At 68.7% G+C, this 20,234-nt stretch carries 16 protein-coding genes; 3 read left to right on the top strand and 13 right to left on the bottom strand.

All coding sequences use genetic code 11. From position 1 onward, the window contains the following. Positions 1-15: 15 nt before the first annotated feature. Both MFF58_RS18405 and rclC read right to left on the bottom strand, forming a co-directional pair. Complete coding sequence (locus MFF58_RS18405) at positions 16-1,011, bottom strand: MBL fold metallo-hydrolase (protein ID WP_238290260.1); 996 nt, start codon at positions 1,009-1,011, stop codon at positions 16-18. A 138-nt stretch (positions 1,012-1,149) separates the two neighbouring features. Further along, complete coding sequence (rclC, locus tag MFF58_RS18400; protein WP_279602843.1) at positions 1,150-1,785, bottom strand: reactive chlorine resistance membrane protein RclC; 636 nt, start codon at positions 1,783-1,785, stop codon at positions 1,150-1,152. A 218-nt stretch (positions 1,786-2,003) separates the two neighbouring features. Between rclC and MFF58_RS18395 the strand changes: the two genes are divergently transcribed. Further along, positions 2,004-2,975, top strand: a complete 972-nt coding sequence (locus MFF58_RS18395) for a cupin domain-containing protein (protein WP_238290259.1) — start codon at positions 2,004-2,006, stop codon at positions 2,973-2,975. A 261-nt stretch (positions 2,976-3,236) separates the two neighbouring features. Here the strand turns inward: MFF58_RS18395 and MFF58_RS18390 are convergent, their stop codons facing one another. From MFF58_RS18390 to MFF58_RS18375, 4 genes are all read right to left on the bottom strand, one after another. Further along, positions 3,237-4,175: an NADP-dependent oxidoreductase gene (locus MFF58_RS18390; protein ID WP_238290257.1), complete on the bottom strand. Its 939-nt coding sequence runs from the start codon at positions 4,173-4,175 to the stop codon at positions 3,237-3,239. A gap of 3 nt (positions 4,176-4,178) precedes the next feature. Next, a complete protein-coding gene (locus tag MFF58_RS18385) occupies positions 4,179-4,595 on the bottom strand; it encodes a cupin domain-containing protein (protein ID WP_238290255.1) in 417 nt (138 codons plus the stop codon). 340 nt (positions 4,596-4,935) lie between these two features. After that, positions 4,936-5,850 carry an AraC family transcriptional regulator gene (locus MFF58_RS18380; protein ID WP_238290253.1) on the bottom strand — a complete coding sequence of 305 codons (915 nt, stop codon included), beginning with the start codon at positions 5,848-5,850 and terminating at the stop codon, positions 4,936-4,938. Between the two features lie 553 nt (positions 5,851-6,403). Further along, entirely contained in the window at positions 6,404-6,877 is a 474-nt protein-coding gene (locus MFF58_RS18375; protein WP_238290286.1) for a VOC family protein, read from the bottom strand. A gap of 402 nt (positions 6,878-7,279) precedes the next feature. On the opposite strand from MFF58_RS18375, the gene MFF58_RS18370 reads away from it, so the two are divergent. Both MFF58_RS18370 and MFF58_RS18365 read left to right on the top strand, forming a co-directional pair. After that, on the top strand, positions 7,280-9,622 hold the full coding sequence (locus tag MFF58_RS18370; RefSeq protein WP_238290251.1) for a TonB-dependent siderophore receptor: 2,343 nt from the start codon (positions 7,280-7,282) through the stop codon (positions 9,620-9,622). Positions 9,623-9,632: 10 nt separating this feature from the next. Beyond that, complete coding sequence (locus tag MFF58_RS18365; protein ID WP_238290250.1) at positions 9,633-11,189, top strand: PepSY-associated TM helix domain-containing protein; 1,557 nt, start codon at positions 9,633-9,635, stop codon at positions 11,187-11,189. Positions 11,190-11,329: 140 nt separating this feature from the next. Here the strand turns inward: MFF58_RS18365 and scpA are convergent, their stop codons facing one another. The 7 genes from scpA to MFF58_RS18330 all read right to left on the bottom strand — a co-directional run bounded on the left by scpA (position 11,330) and on the right by MFF58_RS18330 (position 20,198). After that, the gene (scpA, locus tag MFF58_RS18360) at positions 11,330-13,495 is read right to left on the bottom strand and encodes a methylmalonyl-CoA mutase (RefSeq protein ID WP_238290249.1); all 2,166 of its coding nucleotides are present in this window, start codon (positions 13,493-13,495) and stop codon (positions 11,330-11,332) included. 107 nt (positions 13,496-13,602) lie between these two features. Next, positions 13,603-14,379 (bottom strand): SURF1 family protein, encoded by a 777-nt coding sequence (locus MFF58_RS18355; protein WP_373323357.1) that lies wholly within the window; start codon positions 14,377-14,379, stop codon positions 13,603-13,605. A gap of 14 nt (positions 14,380-14,393) precedes the next feature. Beyond that, positions 14,394-14,819 carry a cytochrome o ubiquinol oxidase subunit IV gene (gene cyoD, locus MFF58_RS18350; protein ID WP_238290247.1) on the bottom strand — a complete coding sequence of 142 codons (426 nt, stop codon included), beginning with the start codon at positions 14,817-14,819 and terminating at the stop codon, positions 14,394-14,396. Beyond that, positions 14,816-15,448, bottom strand: coding sequence for a cytochrome o ubiquinol oxidase subunit III (gene cyoC / locus MFF58_RS18345; RefSeq protein WP_238290246.1), 633 nt, complete (start codon positions 15,446-15,448; stop codon positions 14,816-14,818). Before cyoC ends, cyoD begins: the two co-directional genes overlap by 4 nt. Positions 15,449-15,452: 4 nt before the next feature. After that, positions 15,453-17,453, bottom strand: coding sequence for a cytochrome o ubiquinol oxidase subunit I (gene cyoB, locus MFF58_RS18340; protein WP_238290245.1), 2,001 nt, complete (start codon positions 17,451-17,453; stop codon positions 15,453-15,455). 75 nt (positions 17,454-17,528) lie between these two features. Beyond that, complete coding sequence (gene cyoA / locus MFF58_RS18335) at positions 17,529-18,758, bottom strand: ubiquinol oxidase subunit II (protein WP_238290244.1); 1,230 nt, start codon at positions 18,756-18,758, stop codon at positions 17,529-17,531. 108 nt (positions 18,759-18,866) lie between these two features. Next, complete coding sequence (locus tag MFF58_RS18330) at positions 18,867-20,198, bottom strand: MFS transporter (protein ID WP_238290243.1); 1,332 nt, start codon at positions 20,196-20,198, stop codon at positions 18,867-18,869. Between the last annotated feature and the right edge of the window lie 36 nt (positions 20,199-20,234).

Genomic DNA, 20,234 nt, shown 5'->3' with positions numbered 1-20,234 from the left:
ATACAAAACGACGGATCAAACCCCCTCATAGACCAGACGGGTGAAAAGCGCCGGGGTGATGACGGACCGGTACCATCTCCCGTCGTGCGCCGCGGTCGGGCGGGCGGCGACGATGGCGTCTAAGGACAGGCCCCGCCTCTTCAAGGCGGCGACGTTCGCACGCACGTCCACCAACATGTCATGGAAGTCGTGCAGCTGTGCGCGGGTACCGACTGGCGCCCCATGGCCAGGGATGACGATCGTCTGGTCCGTCGTCGCAGCTATGTTCGCTTCGGCGGCCGCGATCGTCCCGTCGATGTGGCCACCCGTGGAGTAATCGATGAACGGGTACATGCCGTTCCAGAACGTGTCGCCGGTGTGCAGGATGTCGGCCTCGACGAACCGGACGGAGATGTCGCTGTCCGTGTGCGCGGCACCGTAATGCTTCAGCGTGAGCGTGCTGCCGTTCAGCGTGGTCTCGTGCTCGGACGCAAACACCTGCTTCGGCAGCGCGTTGGGCGGTGCCGCGGGGAAGTCGTGGTCCCAGTCGTCCACGCGCTGCGCGGCCATGAGGTGCTTGCGTGTCTTCTCGTGGGCGAGGATCTCCGCCCCTTCGGCGTTCAGCCAAGCGTTGCCGTCGACATGGTCGAAGTGCCAATGCGTGTTGATGAGATGGGTGATCGGCGCGTCGTCGAGGTCGTTGAGCGCCGTCAGCATCTGGGCGCGCGACACGCCGATCCCGGCGTCCACCAGCAGCTTCCCGTCCGGCCCCGTCAGAACCGCGACGTTGCCGCCGGACCCCTCCAGCACGGCGACGTTGCCGCGCAATCTGTGTACCCTGATCGGCGACCGGGCGGCATCGGCCATCATCAAGTCGACGATGCCCCGGGCCTGCGCGAACGCGGAGCGGGGTGAGAGCCAGCCGCTCGCCGCCGGCAGCGCAGTTGCGGACAGGCAGCAGAGACAGAAGCCGCGGCGTGACAGGGAGAACGCTTCTCTCGCGGCGCCGGACGCAGGTTCACGGGCAGTCATGATCTGTGCTCCGAAGATCAGGTTGTGGGGGGCTCACATCGGGGGGTGGTTCCACCCGGAAGGGCTTCCACCCGGGAGGGCTTCCACTGCGCCCCGCATCGCTGATGCGAACGCCTGGCAGGGGGGCGCTCCCGGGTCCTAGGTCCGCGATGCGGTCGCGAGGGGAGCGCCCGCCCCGGCACGGTCCACCGAGGCCTGAGCCGTGTCTTCGAGGACGGCGCGGGCCCCGTCGGCCACCACGAGCCAAGCTCCAGCCATCAGAACGACGTCCTTCAGCACGAGGCGCCCCCCGCCGGACAGGTAGGGGAAGCCGTGCTGCGCATCGCCCAGCGCCGCCACCCAGGCTTCGGGCGTCGTCGCGAGGAACGACAGCGTGACCACCGGCGTCAGAAAGGCGAGCACCGCGCCCACGAGACCCCAGCGGCGCGAGGCCAGCCCGACGAGGACCAGGAGGCCGATGGCGATCTCGACGCTCCCGAGGCCGTTCGAGAACGCGTAGGTGTCGTTCGCCGCCTGCCAAGCGCGCTCGGCGAGCTTGAGTTCGCCCTCGTGAGTGAGGTGCTGCGCGTACTGGTCGGGGTGCCTGTAGAAGAACGACATCAGCGGGCTGTTGGCCACGAACGGGGTGATGCTGTCGGCCTCGTAGGGCGCGAACTTCAACCCCCCGATCCAGATGAAGATGGTTGCGATGGCGACGCGCACGGCGTCCAGGCCGATGCGGTTTGATCTTCGCCCCGAGACGATCCCGAGGACCTGACGGATCTGTGTATTCATGACGTGACTCCTGGGTTCGAAGGGCCGGATGCTTGCCAAATCGGTGGCGTTCGACCCTCATGGACGCGAGTTGGGCGCTGCCGTTCACGGCCGGGATCGGATGCGGACAGGACCGCCTGCTTCGATGCCGCGAAGATGATCGCTGGGGCCGGGTCTCGCGATGCCGGCCCGGCGCAGGATCATGACCGCGCGGATCAAGCGCGTCGCGGAGGGGCGTCATGGCGGAGAGGATGACGGACGACACCCTGAGCGGGCTCGCGCCGCTCCTGCGCGTGCGCCCCGTGCTCGATGATGTGTGCCGCCTGGGCGGGGCCTGGACGGCCCCGCACGAAGCCGAGCCGAACGGCCACGCCTACTTCCACATCGTCACGCAGGGCTGCGCGCTGCTCGACCGCCGCGGGACCGGCCTGCTGCGGCTCGAAGCGGGCGACGTCCTGCTCCTGCCGCACGGCGACGCCCACACCACGCGCGCGGTTGAGGGCGCCGGGCATGCACACTCCGTCACCACGGTCCGGCGGATCGGCGAGTTGCGGCTGAAGACGAGTGTCGGGGTCGAGCCGGACGTCGAGTTGGTCTGCGGCCGGCTGAACTTCGAAGGTGCGCCCCAGAGCCTGATCTTGGCCGCGCTGCCCGACACGATCGTGCTGCGGGTCGGCCTGCAGCCCCTGGCCAGCCGCTACAGCCCGCTCGTCGCCGGTATCCGCTCGGAGCTGACCGATATCCGCCCCGGATCGATCGCCATCGCGAGAGATCTCGCCAGCGCGCTGTTCATCATGCTGCTGCGCGCCCACCTCGAAGCCTCCGCGTCGGCCGAGGGCCTGCTCCGGCTCATCGGGCAGCGCGTGACGGCGCAGGCGGTGCTCGCGATGGTGCGCGATCCTGTGCGCGCCTGGACGCTGGACGAGCTGGCCTCGATCGCCGCCGCCTCACGGGCGAGCCTGGTGCGCGCCTTCCGCAAGTCGGTGGACATGGCACCGCTGGAGTTCCTCGCCGACCTGCGGCTCGGGCTCGCCCGCCACCGCCTGCGGACGGACACCAGCTCACTCGACCAGATTGCGGCCGAGGTGGGCTATCAGTCCCAGGCCGCGCTCAGTCGCGCGTTCCTGCGCAAGTACGGTGTCCGTCCCGGCAGCCTGCGTCGGGATGCGGGGGCGCGGAACACGCAGGCGGAGAGCTCACAGGCCGGTTGATCCCGCCGCTCATCGGATTGCGCCGCGCCGGCATCCACGGGCCGCACCGCTCCGGCTGCCTTCTCGGCATCGAACGGGACAGCCATGGCCGCGGCCGAGCGCTGCGCCGTTCGGCCTCCAGCGAGTACAGGCAGGACGCCTGCCCTTCCGCCGTCCCCGTCAAACACGATCGCGATCGGGGGGAGGCGCGATGTGGGTTGCATCGCGTTTGGTCGTTGCGCTGCTCGCGTGCGCGGCGGCGACGACCGTTCGGGTCATGCATCAACTCGACGAAGCGACCTCCATGACGATCTTCCCCCGAGGGTGGCGCTCAGGACTGTCCAGCATCTCATGAGCTCGTCGGACCCCGGTGATCGGGAGAACGGTTCCGACGCTCGCGGTCAAACCCCCATCGTCGACCAGGCTCCCCAGTTCGGACAGCGTCGCGGAGGTCACCGCGACGAGGAAGAACCTGGCTTCCACATCGGCTCTTCGGGCCGACGCCTGATCCGGTTGAGAGACCGCCGAGACGAGTGTGCCTCCACGTCTCAGCACGGCGAATGAGCGCGCCTGAACCTCACCGCCGACAAGGTCGATCACGGCATCGACATCCTTCACGACGTCTTCGAACGCCGTCGAGCGGAAATCGACCACCTGATCGGCACCGAGGCCTTGCACATAGGCTAGGTCGGCCGAGCCTGCCGTGGCGCTGACCTTGAGGCCGCCCCGCCTGGCGAGCTGCACCGCGTAGGCGCCCACGTTCCCGGCGGCCCCGTGGATCAGCACGCTCTGCCCGCGCGCGAGGTGAGCCTGCGCGAACAGGGCTTGCCACGCCGTCACCGCGACGACCGGCATGGAGGCGGCGTGGACATGGTCCAGGCTCGGCGGCTTGGGCGCCAACATAGCGGCCTCGGCGACGGCGTAATCGGCGTAGCCGCCCGTGAAGCGCCGGTTGGTGACGCCGAAGACCGCATCGCCGACCGCGAACCCAGAGACACCCTCGCCGACGGCAGCGACCTCGCCCGAGAGGTCGGAACCGAGAGTCAGGGGAAGTGGCTGCGGGAGAACGCTCCGGCCTGCCCGTATCCAGGAATCCCATGGACCGACGCCGGCCGCGCGGACGCTCACGAGAACCTCGCCGGGACCGGGCGTGGGCACCGGGATGTCGTCGAGGCTGATGGCTTCCGGACCACCGAAGCGGTGAACGCGACAGGCTCGCATGGGCTAGGGGTCCGGCGTCGTGAGCGGATGATCGTCGGTGTCGAGGATGAAGACGGCCAGGAGCCGTGCGGGCTCGGTGTCGCTGGCGTTCTCGCTGGTGGCGTGATGCGCACCCGGGGGTTCGGAGAAACTCTCGCCGGCCCGGTAGACCCGCGCCGGCGCGTCGCCGACCTGGCTGCGGACCGCGCCGGACACCACGAAGGCGTAGACGAAGGCGGAGGCGGCATGCCTGTGCGGCGGTGATTTCGCGCCCGGAGGATAGTCGACGACCGCGCTGACCAAGCTCTTCCCCGTTACGTTGGGAATGGCGGCGCTGAAGACGGGCGTGACACGCTCGTGCCGCCCGGGCTCGGCCAGGACGCTTCGCACCTGTCCGACCAGCGCCAGCGCCGCCGACGCGACGATCACAGACTTCTTCATGACCGTGCTTCCAACTCGAACCCGTGGATACTTCCGAGCACTCCGACCACGTGCTCCGGCGTCGAGTCCATCTCGACCCCGGCCTGTCTTGGACCCCTTGCCTGGGAGCGGAGGCATCCGAGACTCCCTTCAAGACAAGCGCCGGGCCTGCGCATCGATAGGCCGGCCGAGCCTTCGCGATGCTCAGGCAGGCGGATCTTGGCACAGCCGTGCCACCGTGCGGCCCTGCCGCCGACGACGGAGGCGGGTGCAGTCTGACGCGATCCGCCTCGGCCGTGTTGTCCCGGATTGCGCTTCCTTGTTCACGGATTGCCGAGCTGAGGGCCAGCCGCCGGATGCGTCAGCCGAAGCGGAGGCGATACTCGCCCGGCGGCAGCCCAACCGACCGTCGGAATGCTCGCGTGAAGTTCGCTTGCGACGAGAAGCGGCATGCCAGGGCGATGTCCGCCAGGGACATGTGCCCGAGCCGAAGCAACGCCTTGGCGCGTTCGAGACGCCGAAGCCCGAGGTAACGGTGCGGCGGCAGGCCCGTCGCCGCCTTGAACGCGCGGATGAAGTGATACTGGCTGAGGCAGGCGACCGCCGCCAGATCGTCCACACCGATGTCGCGGTCCAAGTTGGCGTCGATGAAGTCCCGCACCCTCGAGAGCCGCATCGCGTCCAGCGCGTGCGGAAGCCCACCCCGAGCGCCAGGAGGTAGGCGATTGCCCGAATGCCGGTGCGCCAGGGACGCGGCGAGCGCCAAGGCCGCGCTCTCGACCAGCAGCTTCCCCGATGCTGTCTCGCATGCGAGTTCCGCAGCGATAGCCCAGCCGACCTCGGTGATCCACGTGTCATGGGGACCGGCCGCGTACAGGACGGTCGTGGCATCGAGGTCCGGGAACGCGTCCTCGCGCGACAGCACATGGAAGGGCTGGTGAGGCAAGTAGATGTGGAGCATCGCCGGGATTGCGGCCGTGATGCGGATGGAATCCTCCGACACGCCTTCCGGGCACAGCCAATAGGTACCGGTCGCGGCCCGGGTAGCTTGGTGGAGGCCGTTCCCGCGCCGGTGGATCACGGCGTCCGGATTGCCGCGCAGCGCCAAGGCGACGACGGTCCGATCCGAGATCATCTCGGGCAGCTCACCGGTCGAGTGCCGTCTCGTCTCGGCTGCGATCCCCGTCCATCTTCGTCCGTCCGAAGAGAGAAGAAGGTTCGCCGAGGGCAGCGCCCACCGCCCCTTGCCGATCCGGTCGTCGCTGGCTTCGCTCATGCCCCCCACTCCAGTCAGGACGGCGAAGAGCAAATTTGACACCTGTCGGAAGCCGTCACGCAAGTCTCCCGCGATCAGGCATGGCCGCCAGAGTGCCAGCTGAACGCTTCTGCCTTCAGACAATGCGGAGCGTGGCCGCTACAATCTGGCTGCGCTGGCGGCGACGCGTCGGCTGGTGTGGCGTACCTGCTCTGAAGCGGGCCTTCCGCCCCCGGGCCGGGTTCGGCCGTTCCCACTTGCCCGACGCGCTGCCGAGTTGGATCGGACTCAGCCGTTCGAGGGCATCCTGCATATGCCTTGCGCGGTGCCGACACAGGCCTGCGGACGGGCCAGGAAGCAGCGTTCTGCCGATACCCGACAGCGCACTGGCCGCGTCGGCGACGCCGCGAGATTCGTGCGTGTGCCCCGGCGTCGACATCGAAGCGCGACCGCGCGCATCCGGCCCTCACCCTCCTCCTGAGATGCGGTCAGGTCGCCTGGAAGGAGCTCTCCGGCGCGGTCCGGAGGGCGGTCGCCGCGGCCACGTTCCGGACCGTGACGGGCCGAGGCATCGTCAGCCGCGCCGGGCCGCCTCGATCGCCGCCACGTCGATCTTGCGCATGGTCATCATGGCAGCGAAGGCCCGCGTCGCCTCCTCGCCGCCGGCCGCCAGAGCAGCGGTGAGCACGCGCGGGGTGATCTGCCACGAGATGCCCCAGCGGTCCTTGCACCAACCGCAGGCGCTCTCCTGCCCGCCATGGCTCACGATCGCGTCCCAGAGGCGATCCGTCTCCGTCTGATCGTCGGTGGCGATCTGGAACGAGAAGGCCTCGCTGTGCCGGAAGACGGATCCGCCGTTCAGGCCGATGCAGGGAAGACCGGCCACCGTGAACGCGACCGTCAGCACGTCGCCCGCGCGTCCCGACGGGTAGTCGGCCGGCGCCCGGTGAACCGCCCCCATCGCGCTCTGCGGGAACGTCGCGACGTAGAAGCGCGCGGCGGCCTCGGCGTCCTTGTCGTACCAGAGGCAGATCGTGTTCTTGGCGATCATGGCGCTTCCTCGCTGGCAGAGCCGACGCCGGACATCGCCCACGGCCCGTACGGATTGCTGGCCTTCATCCAATCATGCCGCGTCCGGGCTGCAAAGGTCGGCGATCACGATCCGTGGATCGCCGCTCAAGGCGCATCGGCGCCGCGCGCGCTTCGCTCCGAGCGCGAGGACGGGCGGATTTCGCAGCAGCCCGCCGGAACGCTCCCCGAGGCCGTGTGCAGTCTGCCGGAGGCACCATCCGCCTCCGCGCGCCTCCGCACACCCCCGCTTTTTCATTAGATCAATACAAATATACCTTTCAGGGATCTGTATCATCAAAAACACACCCGGATCACGGATCCGTGATACTGGGCATACACGAACGTAATAACCCAATAGTCGTTGTTTAGAGTCGATATAATGTCGAGACCGTCCGGCCGTAGATCCGCATCGCGGGCGCCATTTTGTGCAGAATGGCTGTTGCGCGTCGGATTTGTATCGACGACGTCTATCTTCTCCATCGGGACGGCCGCGCTCGCCGAGCCCGCGCCCGCCGCGGATGTCGAACTCTCCGAACTCAGCGTGATGGGGGAGGGGCGCAGGCGCACCTTGAACAGCGACCTGTACGGGGCCGGCGGGGCCAACGGCGCCGTGCCGGGCTACGTCGCCAGCCGCAGCACGGTTGGCACGAAGACCGACACGCCCATCGTCGAGACGGCGCAGTCGGTCTCCGTCATCGGGCGCCAGCAGATCGAGGATCAGAACGCCCTGACCATCAATCAGGCCCTGCGCTACACGCCGAGCGTCACCACCGAGCAGCGGGGCGGCGCCGGCTCGACGCGCCTCGAGCAGTTCTTCATCCGCGGCTTCGCCGCCCCGATCTTCCTCGACAACATGGCGCTGCCGGGCAACCGCGACGCCTTCCCCACGGTCGATCCCTACCGCCTGGAGCGGGTCGACATCATCAAGGGGCCGGCCTCGGTCCTCTACGGGCAGTCCGGCCCGGGCGGCCTCGTCAACCTCGTCTCGAAGGTGCCGCAATTCGTCCGGCACGGCGAGATCTTCGTCCAGGGCGGCGGCTTCAGCGAGGTGCGCAGCGGCTTCGATATCGGCGGGCCGATCGAATCCGACATCCCGGGCCTCGCCGACCAGTTCGCCTACCGGGTCATCGGGCTCGGCTGGAACGGCGACGGGCCGGCCGTGACCACGAAGGTCGAGCGCGCCTTCATCAATCCCAGCATCACGTGGCGGCCCTCCGCCGACACCTCGCTCACGATCATCGGCAACTATCAGCGCGATCCGTTCTCGGGCTTCTACGGCGGCTTCCCGGCGGTCGGTACGGTGTTTCCCCGCAACTTCGGCAACGGCGTCTTCGGCCGGCTGCCGGTGAACTTCTACGACGGCGACCGCACCATCGAGCGTTCCGACCGCACCCAGGCCTCCATCGAGTACCTGTTCGACCACCGGATCACCGAGAACCTGCGCTTCCACTCGGCCGGCCGCTACCTGCGCTCGAACGGCGACTACCGCAGCGTGTTCACGACCTTCGGCGACGTCAACGGCCCGTACACGAGCGGCCCGGCCATCGGCCGCTCGGTCGGCGGCACCCAGGTCGACATCGAAGCTTACACGATGGACAACAACTTCATCGCCGATTTCGACACCGGCCCGATCGCCCACACGGCGCTGCTCGGCGTCGACCACCGGACCTTCAGCACGCGGTCGGTCACCGGGCCGTTCCCGGCGACGACGGGCCTGAACGCCCTCGCCCCCGACCACGACCTGCCGATCCGCTTCCCCGCCTTCACGTCGACCGCGCGGATCGACGCGCAGCAGACCGGCGTCTACTTCCAGGATCAGGCGAAGGTCGACCGCTTCGTCCTGACCCTCGGCGGCCGCTACGACACCGCCCGGCAGACCGGCCCGACCCGCACCTTCGCGCCGAACGGGCTGACCATCCAGGACGTGCCGGCCGAGGCCTTCACCGGCCGCGCCAGCCTGCTCTACCTGTTCGACAGCGGCATCGCCCCGTACGTCTCCTACAGCGAGGCGTTCGAGCCGATCGTCACCGGGCGGATCTTCGACGCGGCCTTCGGCTCGTCCGGGCGCATCCCCGTCCCGATCGCCAGCAACCAGTACGAGGCCGGCATCAAGTACCAGCCCCCGGGCACCGACATCCTGCTGACCACCGCGTTCTTCGACATCCGCCGCTCGAACGCGACCACCACCGACCCGGTCAATCCCGGCTTCGTCGTGCAGACCGGCGAGGTCGGCGTGCAGGGCGTCGAGTTCGAGGCGCGGGCCACCGTCGCCGAGGGTCTGAGCCTGATCGGCGGCTTCTCGCTCCTCGATATCCGCAACGTCCGCGACACCGGCTTCACCACGAACGACCTGACCCGCCGTCAGGTGCCGCTCCAGGGCCTGCGGCCGGTGCAGGTGCCGGACATGACGGCCTCGCTGTTCGTCGACTACCGCTTCACCGACGGCCCGCTGCTCGGCCTCGGCCTCGGCGGCGGCGTGCGCTACCTCGGCCCGTCCTGGGGCGATCCGGCCAACACCTTCAAGGTGCCGGAGAGCGTGCTGGTCGACGCCGTCGCCTCCTACGACATGAAGCACCTCGACCCGCGGCTCACCGGCCTCAGCGCGCAGATCAACGTGCAGAACCTCCTCGACGAGCGCTACGTGACCGGCTGCTTCACCTATTCGGGCTGCTATTACGGCCTGCCGCGCACGGTCTACGCGACCCTGCGCTACCGCTGGTGAGGCGGCCGCCGTGGGCAAGACCTTCCGGCAGTCGATGGCGTGGCTCCACGCCTGGTCGGGCCTCGTCGTCGGCTGGGTGCTGTTCGCCGTCTTCGTGACGGGCACGGCGAGCTACTACCGGGCCGAGATCTCGCAGTGGATGCGGCCCGAACTCCGCACCGACAGGACCTTCGGGCCGGCGGATCTGGCGGCGGCGGCCGAGCGCGGCGTCGCCTACCTCCAGGCGCAGGCGGGCGGCGCGCGGACGTGGTTCATCGCCCTGCCGCGGCCGGACAGGCCGGTGCTGGAGCTGTTCTGGCGGACGGGGCCGGGCCGGCCGGCCGGCCACGTCATGCTGGATCCCGACAGCGGCGCGCCGGCCGTCCTGCGGGCAACCCGGGGCGGGGATTTCCTCTACCGTTTCCACTTCGAACTGAATTTGCCGCCGCTCTGGGGGCGCTGGATCGTCGGCGCCTGCGCGCTGATCATGCTGGTGGCGCTGATCTCGGGTCTCGTGACGCACCGGCGCATCTTCGCCGACTTCTTCACCTTCCGCCGGGACAAGTCCGCCCAGCGGGGCTGGCTCGACGCGCACAACGTCACGGGTGTCCTGGCCCTGCCGTTCCACCTGATGATCACCTATACCGGGCTCGCGACCCTCATGGTGATGTACGTGCCCTGGGGGGTGAGCACGGCCTATCGCGGCGACAGCCAGCGCTACTTCGCCGAATCCGGCCAGATCACCGCGCCGCGCCCGCCCGCCGGCCTGCCCGGCACGCTGGCCCTGGTCGGGCCGATGGTGGCGCGCGCCCTGGCGATGCGGGCGGAGCCCCTGGAGCGGATCACGATCGTCAACCCGAAGGACGCGCACGCGACCGTGGTGGCGGTGTTCGAGGAGCCGCACGGCCTCTCCCACGAGCACCCGCAGATCGCCTTCGACGGGATCACCGGGGCGGTCGTGGAGGTGCGCGCGGGGGGGCTGCGGCCGGCGACCAAGACCTTCGCCACGATGGTCGGCCTGCACGAGGCGCACTTCGCCGGCCCGGCCCTGCGGATGCTGTTCTTCCTGTGCGGCCTCGCCGGCAGCGCCATGGTGGCGACGGGGCTGCTGCTGTGGACGGCGGCGCGCCTGCCCAAGGGAACCGCGGCCCGGGGCCTCGGCCTGCGCCTCGTTCAAGGCCTCAACGTCGCGACGATCGCCGGGATGCCGGCGGCGATCGCCGGGTACTTCCTGGCCAACCGGCTCCTGCCGGTCGCCCTGCCGGACCGGGCCGACTGGGAGGTCCGGACGTTCTTCGCCGTCTGGCTCCTCGTCGCCGGCACCGCCTTCCTGCGGACGCACCGGCGGGTCTGGCCCGAGACGCTGACGGTCGCGGCGGGGCTGTTCGGCGCCGTCGCGCTGGCCGACACCGGACGCGGCGCCGCCCTTCGGCTCACGGGCGACGGGCCGGGCGAGCCGGTCTTCCTCGCCTTCGACGGCGCGATGCTGGTGGTCGCCGCCCTGATCCTGTTCGCGGCCCGCACGATCGGCCGGCACGACGGACCGTCCCGCCGCGTCTCGGCGAGGGCGACCGGGGCCCCGATCTGAGCAGCACCCGCGTCGGCGGCGGCCGGTCCGGCGACGAAAGCCTGCCCCTGGTGGGAGCCGCGGCGGCAGAGTTCCTGAACGGCTCCGGGCGGAGCGCGACCGCCGACGGCGCTGCCGTCGCAGGCCGGCTCCGGGCGCCGCTACTCCGCCGCCTGTCGCGCTTCGTAGCCGAGCCGCTCGTTCAGCGCGCGGATCAGCTTGGCCGCCGCCTCGGCGATCACCGTACCGGGCGGGAAGATCGCCGCCGCGCCGGCGGCCGTCAGCGCCGCGTAATCGCCCGGCGGGATCACGCCGCCGATCGCGATCATCACGTCGTCCCGGCCCTGCTCGGTCAGCGCCGCCTTCAGCTCCGGCACCAGGGTCAGGTGGCCGGCTGCCAGCGAGGAGACGCCGACGATGTGCACGTCGTTCTCCACCGCCTGCCGGGCGGCCTCGGCCGGCGTGGCGAAGAGCGGCCCGATATCCACGTCGAAGCCGAGATCCGCGAAGGCCGAGGCGATCACCTTCTGGCCGCGGTCATGCCCGTCCTGACCCATCTTGGCGACCAGGATGCGCGGCCGGCGGCCGTCGTTCTCCTCGAACGCCTCGACCAGCGCACGGACTTCCTCGACCACTGGCGACATGCCCCCCACCTCGCGCTTGTAGACGCCGGAGATCGAGCGGATCTCGGCGCGGTGCCGGCCCCAGGCCTTCTCCAGGGCCTCCGAAATCTCGCCCACCGTCGCCTTGGCGCGGGCCGCCTCGACGGCGAGTTCCAGGAGGTTGCCGTCGCCATCGGCGGCCCGGGTCAGAGCTTCGAGTCCCGCGGCGACGGCCGCCTCGTCGCGCTCGGCGCGCAGGCGCTTGAGCTTGTCGATCTGGAGCCGGCGGACGTTGCCGTTGTCGACCCGCAGGAGCTCGATCGCCATCTCGTCGTCGGCCCGGAACTTGTTGATGCCGACGATGGTCTGGCGCCCGGAATCGATCCGCGCCTGGGCGCGGGCGGCCGCCTCCTCGATCCGCAGCTTCGGGATGCCGGCCTCGATCGCCTTGGCCATGCCGCCGAGCCCGTCGACCTCGCGGATATGCTCCCAGGCGCGCGCCACCATGTCGGCGGTGAGCTTCTCCACGTAGTAGGAGCCGCCCCAAGGATCGACGATCCGAGTGGTGCCGCTCTCCTGCTGCAGGAACAGCTGGGTGTTGCGGGCGATCCGGGCCGAGAAGTCGGTCGGCAGCGCCAGCGCCTCGTCCAGCGCGTTGGTGTGGAGCGACTGCGTCCCCCCTTGCGTCGCCGCCATCGCCTCGATGTTGGTGCGGGTGACGTTGTTGAACACGTCCTGGGCGGTGAGCGACCAGCCGCTCGTCTGCGAGTGCGTGCGCAGCGCCAGGGACTTCTCGGATTTCGGATCGAACCCCTTCACGAGCTTCGCCCAGATCAGGCGCGCGGCCCGCATCTTGGCGACCTCCATGAAGAAGTTGGTCGAGATCGCCCAGAAGAACGACAGGCGCGGGGCGAACTGGTCGATGGTCAGGCCGGCCGCGAGCCCCGCCTTGATGTACTCGACGCCGTCGGCGAGCGTGTAGGCGAGTTCCAGGTCGTTCGTCGCCCCGGCCTCCTGCATGTGGTAGCCGGAGATCGAGATCGAGTTGAACTTCGGCATGTTCTTCGACGTGTAGGCGAAGATGTCCGAGATGATCCGCATCGATCCCTTCGGGGGATAGATGTAGGTGTTGCGGACCATGAACTCCTTGAGGATGTCGTTCTGGATCGTGCCCGCGAGCTTCTGCGGCGGCACGCCCTGCTCCTCGGCGGCGACGATGTAGAGGGCGAGGATCGGCAGCACCGCGCCGTTCATCGTCATCGACACGGTCATCTCGTCGAGGGGAATGCCCGAGAACAGCGTGCGCATGTCGTAGATCGAGTCGATCGCCACGCCCGCCATGCCGACATCGCCCGAGACGCGGGGATGGTCGGAATCGTAGCCGCGGTGGGTGGCGAGGTCGAAGGCCACCGACAGGCCCTTCTGGCCGGCCGCGAGGTTCCGGCGGTAGAAGGCGTTCGAATCCTCGGCCGTGGAGAAGCCGGCATATTGCCGGATCGTCCAGGGCTGCGTGACGTACATGGTCGGGTAGGGGCCGCGCAGGAACGGCGCGATGCCGGGATACGTGTCGAGGAACTCGATGCCCTCCCGGTCCTCCGGGCCGTAATGGCCCTTCACGGGGATGCCCTCCGGCGTCATCCAGGGCTCGCCCAGCGCCGGGGTCGCGACCGCGAGCGTTTCGCCGGCGAGCGGGATTTCGGCGAAGTCCGGGATGCGGGAGGTCATGGCGTTGACTCGTTGTGGCGTTTGTCACCCCATTATAGAGACGCCCTCGGAGCGGGCTACTCCCCTGTGGTCGAGCACCACGCAGGGGCCGCGTCGAAGGGTGTTGCTCAGCGCCCTTCCGACGCCGGATCCCGGGCGCGTCCAGCCCGCAGGATATACCCCACCGCCCCCGCCAGCATCAGCGCCAGCCCGTACCACGTAATCGCGTAGACGAGGTGGTTGTTGGGGAAAGCGATCACCGTGAGGCCGCCGACCGGCAAGCCGCCGGGATTGGCCGTCGCGTCGGCATCGACGAAGTAGGGGGCGACATCGGTCAGGCCCCGGGCCGCCGCGATCGCCGTCACGTCGCGGGAGTACCAGCGGTCGTCGCCAGGGGCGTTGGAGCGCAGGAAGGCGCCCTTGGGCTCGGTCAGGCGCAGGAGCCCGGTCACCTGCGCCTCGCCCGCGACCGCCCCGGCCTGCCGGCTCGCCGGATCCCGTCGGTCGCCGGGCACGAAGCCGCGGTTGACCAAAACGAGGCTGCCGTCGGAGCGACGCAGCGGCGTCAGCACCCAGAAGCCGCCGCCCCGCTCGGTCACCGCCTGAACCAGCGTCTCGCGATCATGCAGGAAGGTACCGGAGAGCCGGACGTGCCGGTAGGCGTCGTCGGGGCCGAGGCGCGGCCATTCGGCGGGGCCGGGAGCCGGAACGGGGAGTGCGTGGACCCGGGCATCGACCCGGGCGATGAGGTCGAGCTTCCAGGCGCGCCGCTCCACCTGCCACGTGCCGAGACCGACCAGGACGACGAAGACGAGGCCGGCGCCGACGCCGAACACGACGCGTCGCAGCAAAGAATTCGGGGCCGGGGAGAGACCCAGGCCCCCCGCCGACCCCGCGGGTCTCATCTCCGGACGCGCGCTCAGCGGGCGTTGTTCATGACGTCGTGGGCATCCATCGGCATCATGTTGTGGTTGAGGTGATACATCACCCAGACCGACCCCGCGAGCATGATCACCACGAGCGTGATGGTGAAGATCAGGGCCATGAAGGTCCAGCCGCCCTCCGACTTCGTGCTCATGTGCAGGAAGTAGACGACGTGCACCACCATCTGGACGCCGCCCAGCGCCAGGATGACCAGGGTGGTGACGAGGCTGTTGTCGAGGACGTTGCCCATCACCAGCCAGAACGGGATCACCGTCAGGATCACCGACAGAACGAAACCCGTCATGTAGCTCTGGACGGTCCCGTGCCCGCCCTCGCTCTGGGCGTGCGGGTCGTGGCCGTGCCCCGCGGAGGCTCCACCGTGCCCGACGGGACCGGCCATGTGGTGCGCGTCGGCGCTCATTCGAGCACTCCCATCAGGTAGACGACGGTGAAGACCCCGATCCAGATCAAGTCGAGGAAGTGCCAGAACATCGACAGGCACATGAGCCGGCGCTTGTTCTCGACGATCAGCCCGTACTTGCGCACCTGAACCATGAGCACGACGAGCCACAGGATGCCCATGGAGACGTGCAGGCCGTGGGTCCCGACCAGGGTGTAGAACGAGGACAGGAAGGCGCTGCGCCAGGGCGGCGCGCCCTCGTGGAACAGGTGCGCGAACTCCCGGATCTCAAGGGCCACGAAGGCGACGCCGAACAGGCCGGTGATGGCGAGCCACACCTGCGTCCGCTTGATCCGGTCCCGGTCCATCTCCAGCATGGCGAAGCCGTAGGTGATGGACGAGAACAGCAGCATGGCGGTGTTCACCGCGATGCCCGGCAGGTCGAACAGGTCCTTCGGGGTCGGCCCTGCCGCGTAGCTCCGCCCGAGCACGCCGTAGGTCGCGAACAGGGTCGCGAAGATGAGACAGTCGCTCATCAGGTAGAGCCAGAACCCAAGCATGGTCGAGCCCTCGGAGTGATGGCCCTCCTCGTCGGTCTGGTAGAAGACCGGCGCCGCGGCGCCGGGGGGTGCGGTGTCTGCGTGCATCATCGGATCACGCCATCTCCAGCTCGCGCGTCCGCTGACCTTCCGTCCGACTGACGGCTTCTGCGGGAATGTAGTAGTCGCGCTTGTAATTAAAGGTGTGGGCGATCGCCACGACGAAGATCGCCAGGAAGGTCAGCGCCGCCAGCCACCACACGTACCAGATCATGGCGATGCCGAAGGTGAAGTTCAGGCCCGCCAGGATCGCCCCCGTCGCGGTGTTCTTGGGCATGTGGATCGGCCGGTAGCCCTTGAGGGGCCGGTCGAAGCCGCGGTTCTTCATGTCCCACCACGCGTCCGAATCGTGGACGACGGGCGTGAAGGCGAAGTTGTAGTCCGGCGGCGGCGAGGAGGTGGACCATTCCAGCGTCCGCCCGCCCCACGGGTCGCCGGTCAGGTCGCGCAGCTTGTCGCGGTTGCGGATCGAGACCACGAACATGACGATCTGCGAGGCGATGCCGCAGGCGATGAGCGCGGCGCCGATGGCCGCGATGACGAACCAGATCTGCAGCGAGGGGTCGTCGAAGTGCTGCATGCGCCGGGTCACGCCCATCAGGCCGAGCACGTAGAGCGGCATGAAGGCGACGTAGAACCCGGTGACCCAGAACCCGAGGGCCATCTTCCCCCAGAACTCGTCGAGCTTGAACCCGAAGGCTTTGGGGAACCAGAAGGTCACGCCGGCGAACATCCCGAACAGCACGCCGCCGATGATCACGTTGTGGAAGTGGGCGATCAGGAACAGCGAGTTGTGCAGCACGAAGTCGGCCGGGGGCACCGCGAGCAGCACGCCGGTCATGCCGCCGATCACGAAGGTGACGATGAACGCCACCACCCAGAGCATCGGCACCTCGAACCGGATCCGGCCCCGGTACATCGTGAACATCCAGTTGAAGATCTTCGCGCCGGTCGGGATCGAGATGATCATGGTCGTGATCCCGAAGAACGAGTTCACGTCCGCGCCCGAGCCCATCGTGAAGAAGTGGTGCAGCCACACGAGGTAGGCGAGGATGGTGATCACCACCAGCGCGTAGACCATCGAGGTGTAGCCGAACAGGCGCTTGCCGCAGAAGGTCGAGGTGATCTCCGAGAACACGCCGAAGGCCGGCAGGATCAGGATGTAGACCTCCGGGTGACCCCAGATCCAGATCAGGTTGAAGTACAGCATGGCGTTGCCGCCGAGGTCGTTCGTGAAGAAGTGCGTGCCGACGTAGCGGTCGAGCGACAGCATCGCGAGAACGGCCGTGAGGATCGGGAAGGCGGCCACGATCAGGATGTTGGTGCACAGCGACGACCAGACGAAGATCGGCAGCTTCATCATGGTCATGCCGGGCGCCCGCATCTTCACGATGGTGGCGATCAGGTTGATGCCCGAGAGCAGCGTCCCGATGCCGGCGATCTGCAGCGCCCAGATGTAGTAGTCGACGCCGACGCCGGGGCTCATCGCCGCCCCGGACAGGGGCGGGTAGGCGAGCCAAGTGGCCCGGGAGAACTCGCCGACGAACAGCGAGACCATCACCAGCATGCCGCCGGCCACCGTCATCCAGAAGCTGAAGTTGTTGAGGAACGGGAAGGCGACGTCGCGGGCGCCGATCTGCAGCGGCACGGCGAAGTTCATGAGCCCCGTGACGAACGGCATCGCCACGAAGAAGATCATGATCATGCCGTGGGCGGTGAAGATCTGGTCGTAGTGGTGCGGCGGCAGGAAGCCCTGCTCCGAACCGAACGCCACCGCCTGCTGCGAGCGCATCAGGATCGCGTCGGCGAAGCCGCGCAGCAGCATGACCATCGCGAAGATGCAGTACATGATGCCGATCTTCTTGTGGTCGATCGACGTGATCCAGTCACGCCACATCGGCCCCCAGAAGCGGTAGTAGGTGATGACGCCGAGCACGGTGAGCCCGACCACGGCGACCCCGGCGAACGTCGCCTGCAGGATCGGCTCGTGATAGGGGATCTGCTCGATCGTGAAGCGTCCGAACAGAAGCTGCTGCAAGTCCATATTTGCGAACATGGGATCGGCCCGTTCAGTGGGTTCGACGGCGACCGCCGGTCTTGTGCTTGATTTCCGCTCTCATGAAGAGCGGCTTTACTGATTCAGCTGCTTGGGCGCGATCTGGCCGCCCTCGCTCTGGCCCTCGCCGGAGCCCTTGCCCTGGCTGTCAGGCGACTTCTGCTCCCGGACATCCGGGTTGCCCATGTCGGGCCGCGGCCTCATGCCCTGGGGCTGCGTCTGGCCGTGCGGACCGGTTTCGGAAGCCGGCGCCGTGGCGCCCGGCCCCTCGACGCCGCGCTCGGCGAGGCGGTTGTCGTATTGCAGCCGCTTGTAGTTCGCCTCGGCCTCCGCCCCGGAGGCGCCGCCCTTGGCGTCGATCTTCACCATCTCGCCGACGCACATCTGGTCGGGCCGGGGGCACATGCCGATGATCCGGTCGTACAGGCCCTGCATGTAGGACTTGTAGTAGCGGGCCGGCTCGGCCTCGCTCGGCTCCTCGAGCTTGAGGTAGGCCTCCTGGCTCAGTTCTCCGCCCTCGGCCTTGGCCTTGGCGATCCACTGCTCGAACTTGTCGTTGGTCAGGCCGTGGAACTTGAAGAACATGTTGGAGAAGCCGGCACCGCTGTAATGCGCGGAGCGGCCCTCGGAGGCGCCCTCGCGGTTGACCACCGCGTGGAGCTGCGTCTGCATGCCGGGCATCGCGTAGACCATGCCGGCGAGCGTCGGCACGTAGAACGTGTTCATCACGTCGGTGGCGGTGATCTTGAAGCGGATCGGCCGGTCCACCGGCGCGGCGAGCTCGTTGACCGTGGCGATCCCGTATTGCGGGTAGAGGAACAGCCACTTCCAATCCATGGCGATGGCCTCGACCTCCAGCGGCACGGTGCCGGCCGGGACGTCGCGCTTCGTGTCGATCTTGCTCAGCGGCCGGAACGGATCGAGGGTGTGGGTCCCGATCCACGTCAGCGCGCCCAGCGCGATGATGATCATCAGCGGCGCCGTCCAGATCAGCACCTCGAGCTGCGTCGAGTGATGCCATTCGGGGTCGTAGACCGCATCCTCGTTGCTGGCCCGGTAGCGCCACGCGAAGATCAGCGTGAAGGCGATGACGGGCACGATGATCAGGAGCATCAGCCCGGTCGCGGCCAGCACGAGGTTGCGCTGCTGCTCGGCCACGTAGCCGGCCGGATGCATGACCACGAAGTTGCAACCGCCCAGCAGCGTCAGCAGCGGCAGGGCGAGGAGCGGCAGGAGGCGCCGCCCGCGATTGCTCCGGGGGCGTGCGGTGTCGGTCCTGTCCGGTCGATCGGTCGAAGAGGTCACAGCACGCGTCTCGTTTTCCCATGCCGCTGCCGCGGCGCTTCTGCCGTGCCGCGCGAGGCGGCGTTCCTGTCAGCCCGGCGCGCGCGGCGCAGCCCGCGCCGCGCCCGACTACATCTGGCGCATTTCCGAACGGTCGAAATACAGGGCCGCGAGGGTGCAGACCGCCCCCGACAGGAGGTAGACCCCGATCATCGCCAGCCCGTAGCGCTGGGACAGGAACAGCGCGACCAGGGGCGCGAAGCCGGCGCCGATGAGCCACGCGAAGTCCGAGGTCAGCGCCGCGCCGGTGTAGCGGTAGCGGTTGCCCAGGCGGGCAGTCACCGCGCCCGCGGTCTGGCCGTAGGCGAACCCGAGCAGCATGAAGCCGATCGTGACGTAGATGGTCTGGCCGATGGCGCTCTCGCCGAACAGGAGCGGCGCGATGATGCTGCCGACGGCGAAGAAGCCGATTAGCGAGGCGCTCATGATCAGGCAGTTGCGGCGGCCGATCTGGTCGGCGATCAGCCCCGAGGCCGCCACCGCGCCGGCGCACACGATGGCGCCGGAGAACTGCACGATCAGGAACTCGCCGGGCGAGCGGGTGGTGCTGTTCAGCGCCAGCCACGCGATCGGGAAGATCGTCACGAGGTGGAACAGCGCGAAGGCGGCCAGCGGCACGAAGGCGCCGCGGATCACGTCGCCCGCGTGGTGGCGGAACAGTTCCAGGGCGGGGACCGGGCGCAGCCGGTCGAGATCCATCATCCGGGCGAACTCGTCGGTGGCGACGAGGCGCAGCCGGGCGAACAGGGCGACCACGTTGATGGTGAAGGCGCAGTAGAACGGGAAGCGCCAGCCCCAGTCGATGAAGTCGGCCTCGTCGAGGTTGACGATGAAGAACGCGAACAGGGCGCTCGCCACCATGAAGCCCAGCGGCGCGCCGAGCTGCGGGATCATCGCGTACCATCCGCGCCGCTCCCGCGGCGCGTTCATGGCGAGCAGCGAGGCGAGCCCGTCCCAGGCGCCACCCAGCGCGAGGCCCTGCAGCACGCGGAAGCCCGCCAGGATGTAGACGGCCGAGATGCCGATGCTGTCGTAGCGCGGCAGGAAGCTGACGGCCGCCGTGGAGGCGCCGAGCAGGAACAGGGCGGTGGTGAGCTTGACGCTGCGTCCGTGGCGGCGGTCGATCGCCATGAAGATCACGGTGCCGAGCGGCCGGGCGATGAACGCAAGGGCGAAGATCGCGAAGGCGTAGAGCGTGCCCTTGAGCGGGTCGACGAAGGGAAAGAACACCTTCGGGAAGACCAGCACGCAGGCGATGCCGAACACGAAAAAGTCGAAGTACTCGGACGCGCGCCCGATCACCACGCCGATGGCGATCTCGTTCGGGTGGACCTTGTGGTCTCCCATCGCCTGCTGCGCGTCGCGCTCGAGGCCCGTGACCGTTGGGGTGTTCGCACTCATCTCTGGTTGTCGCCCTCGCCGTGCGCCCGCCGGGAC

The organism is Methylobacterium longum (assembly GCF_022179385.1).
Lineage (GTDB): Bacteria > Pseudomonadota > Alphaproteobacteria > Rhizobiales > Beijerinckiaceae > Methylobacterium > Methylobacterium longum.
This window is presented reverse-complemented; position numbering and strand designations above follow the sequence as displayed.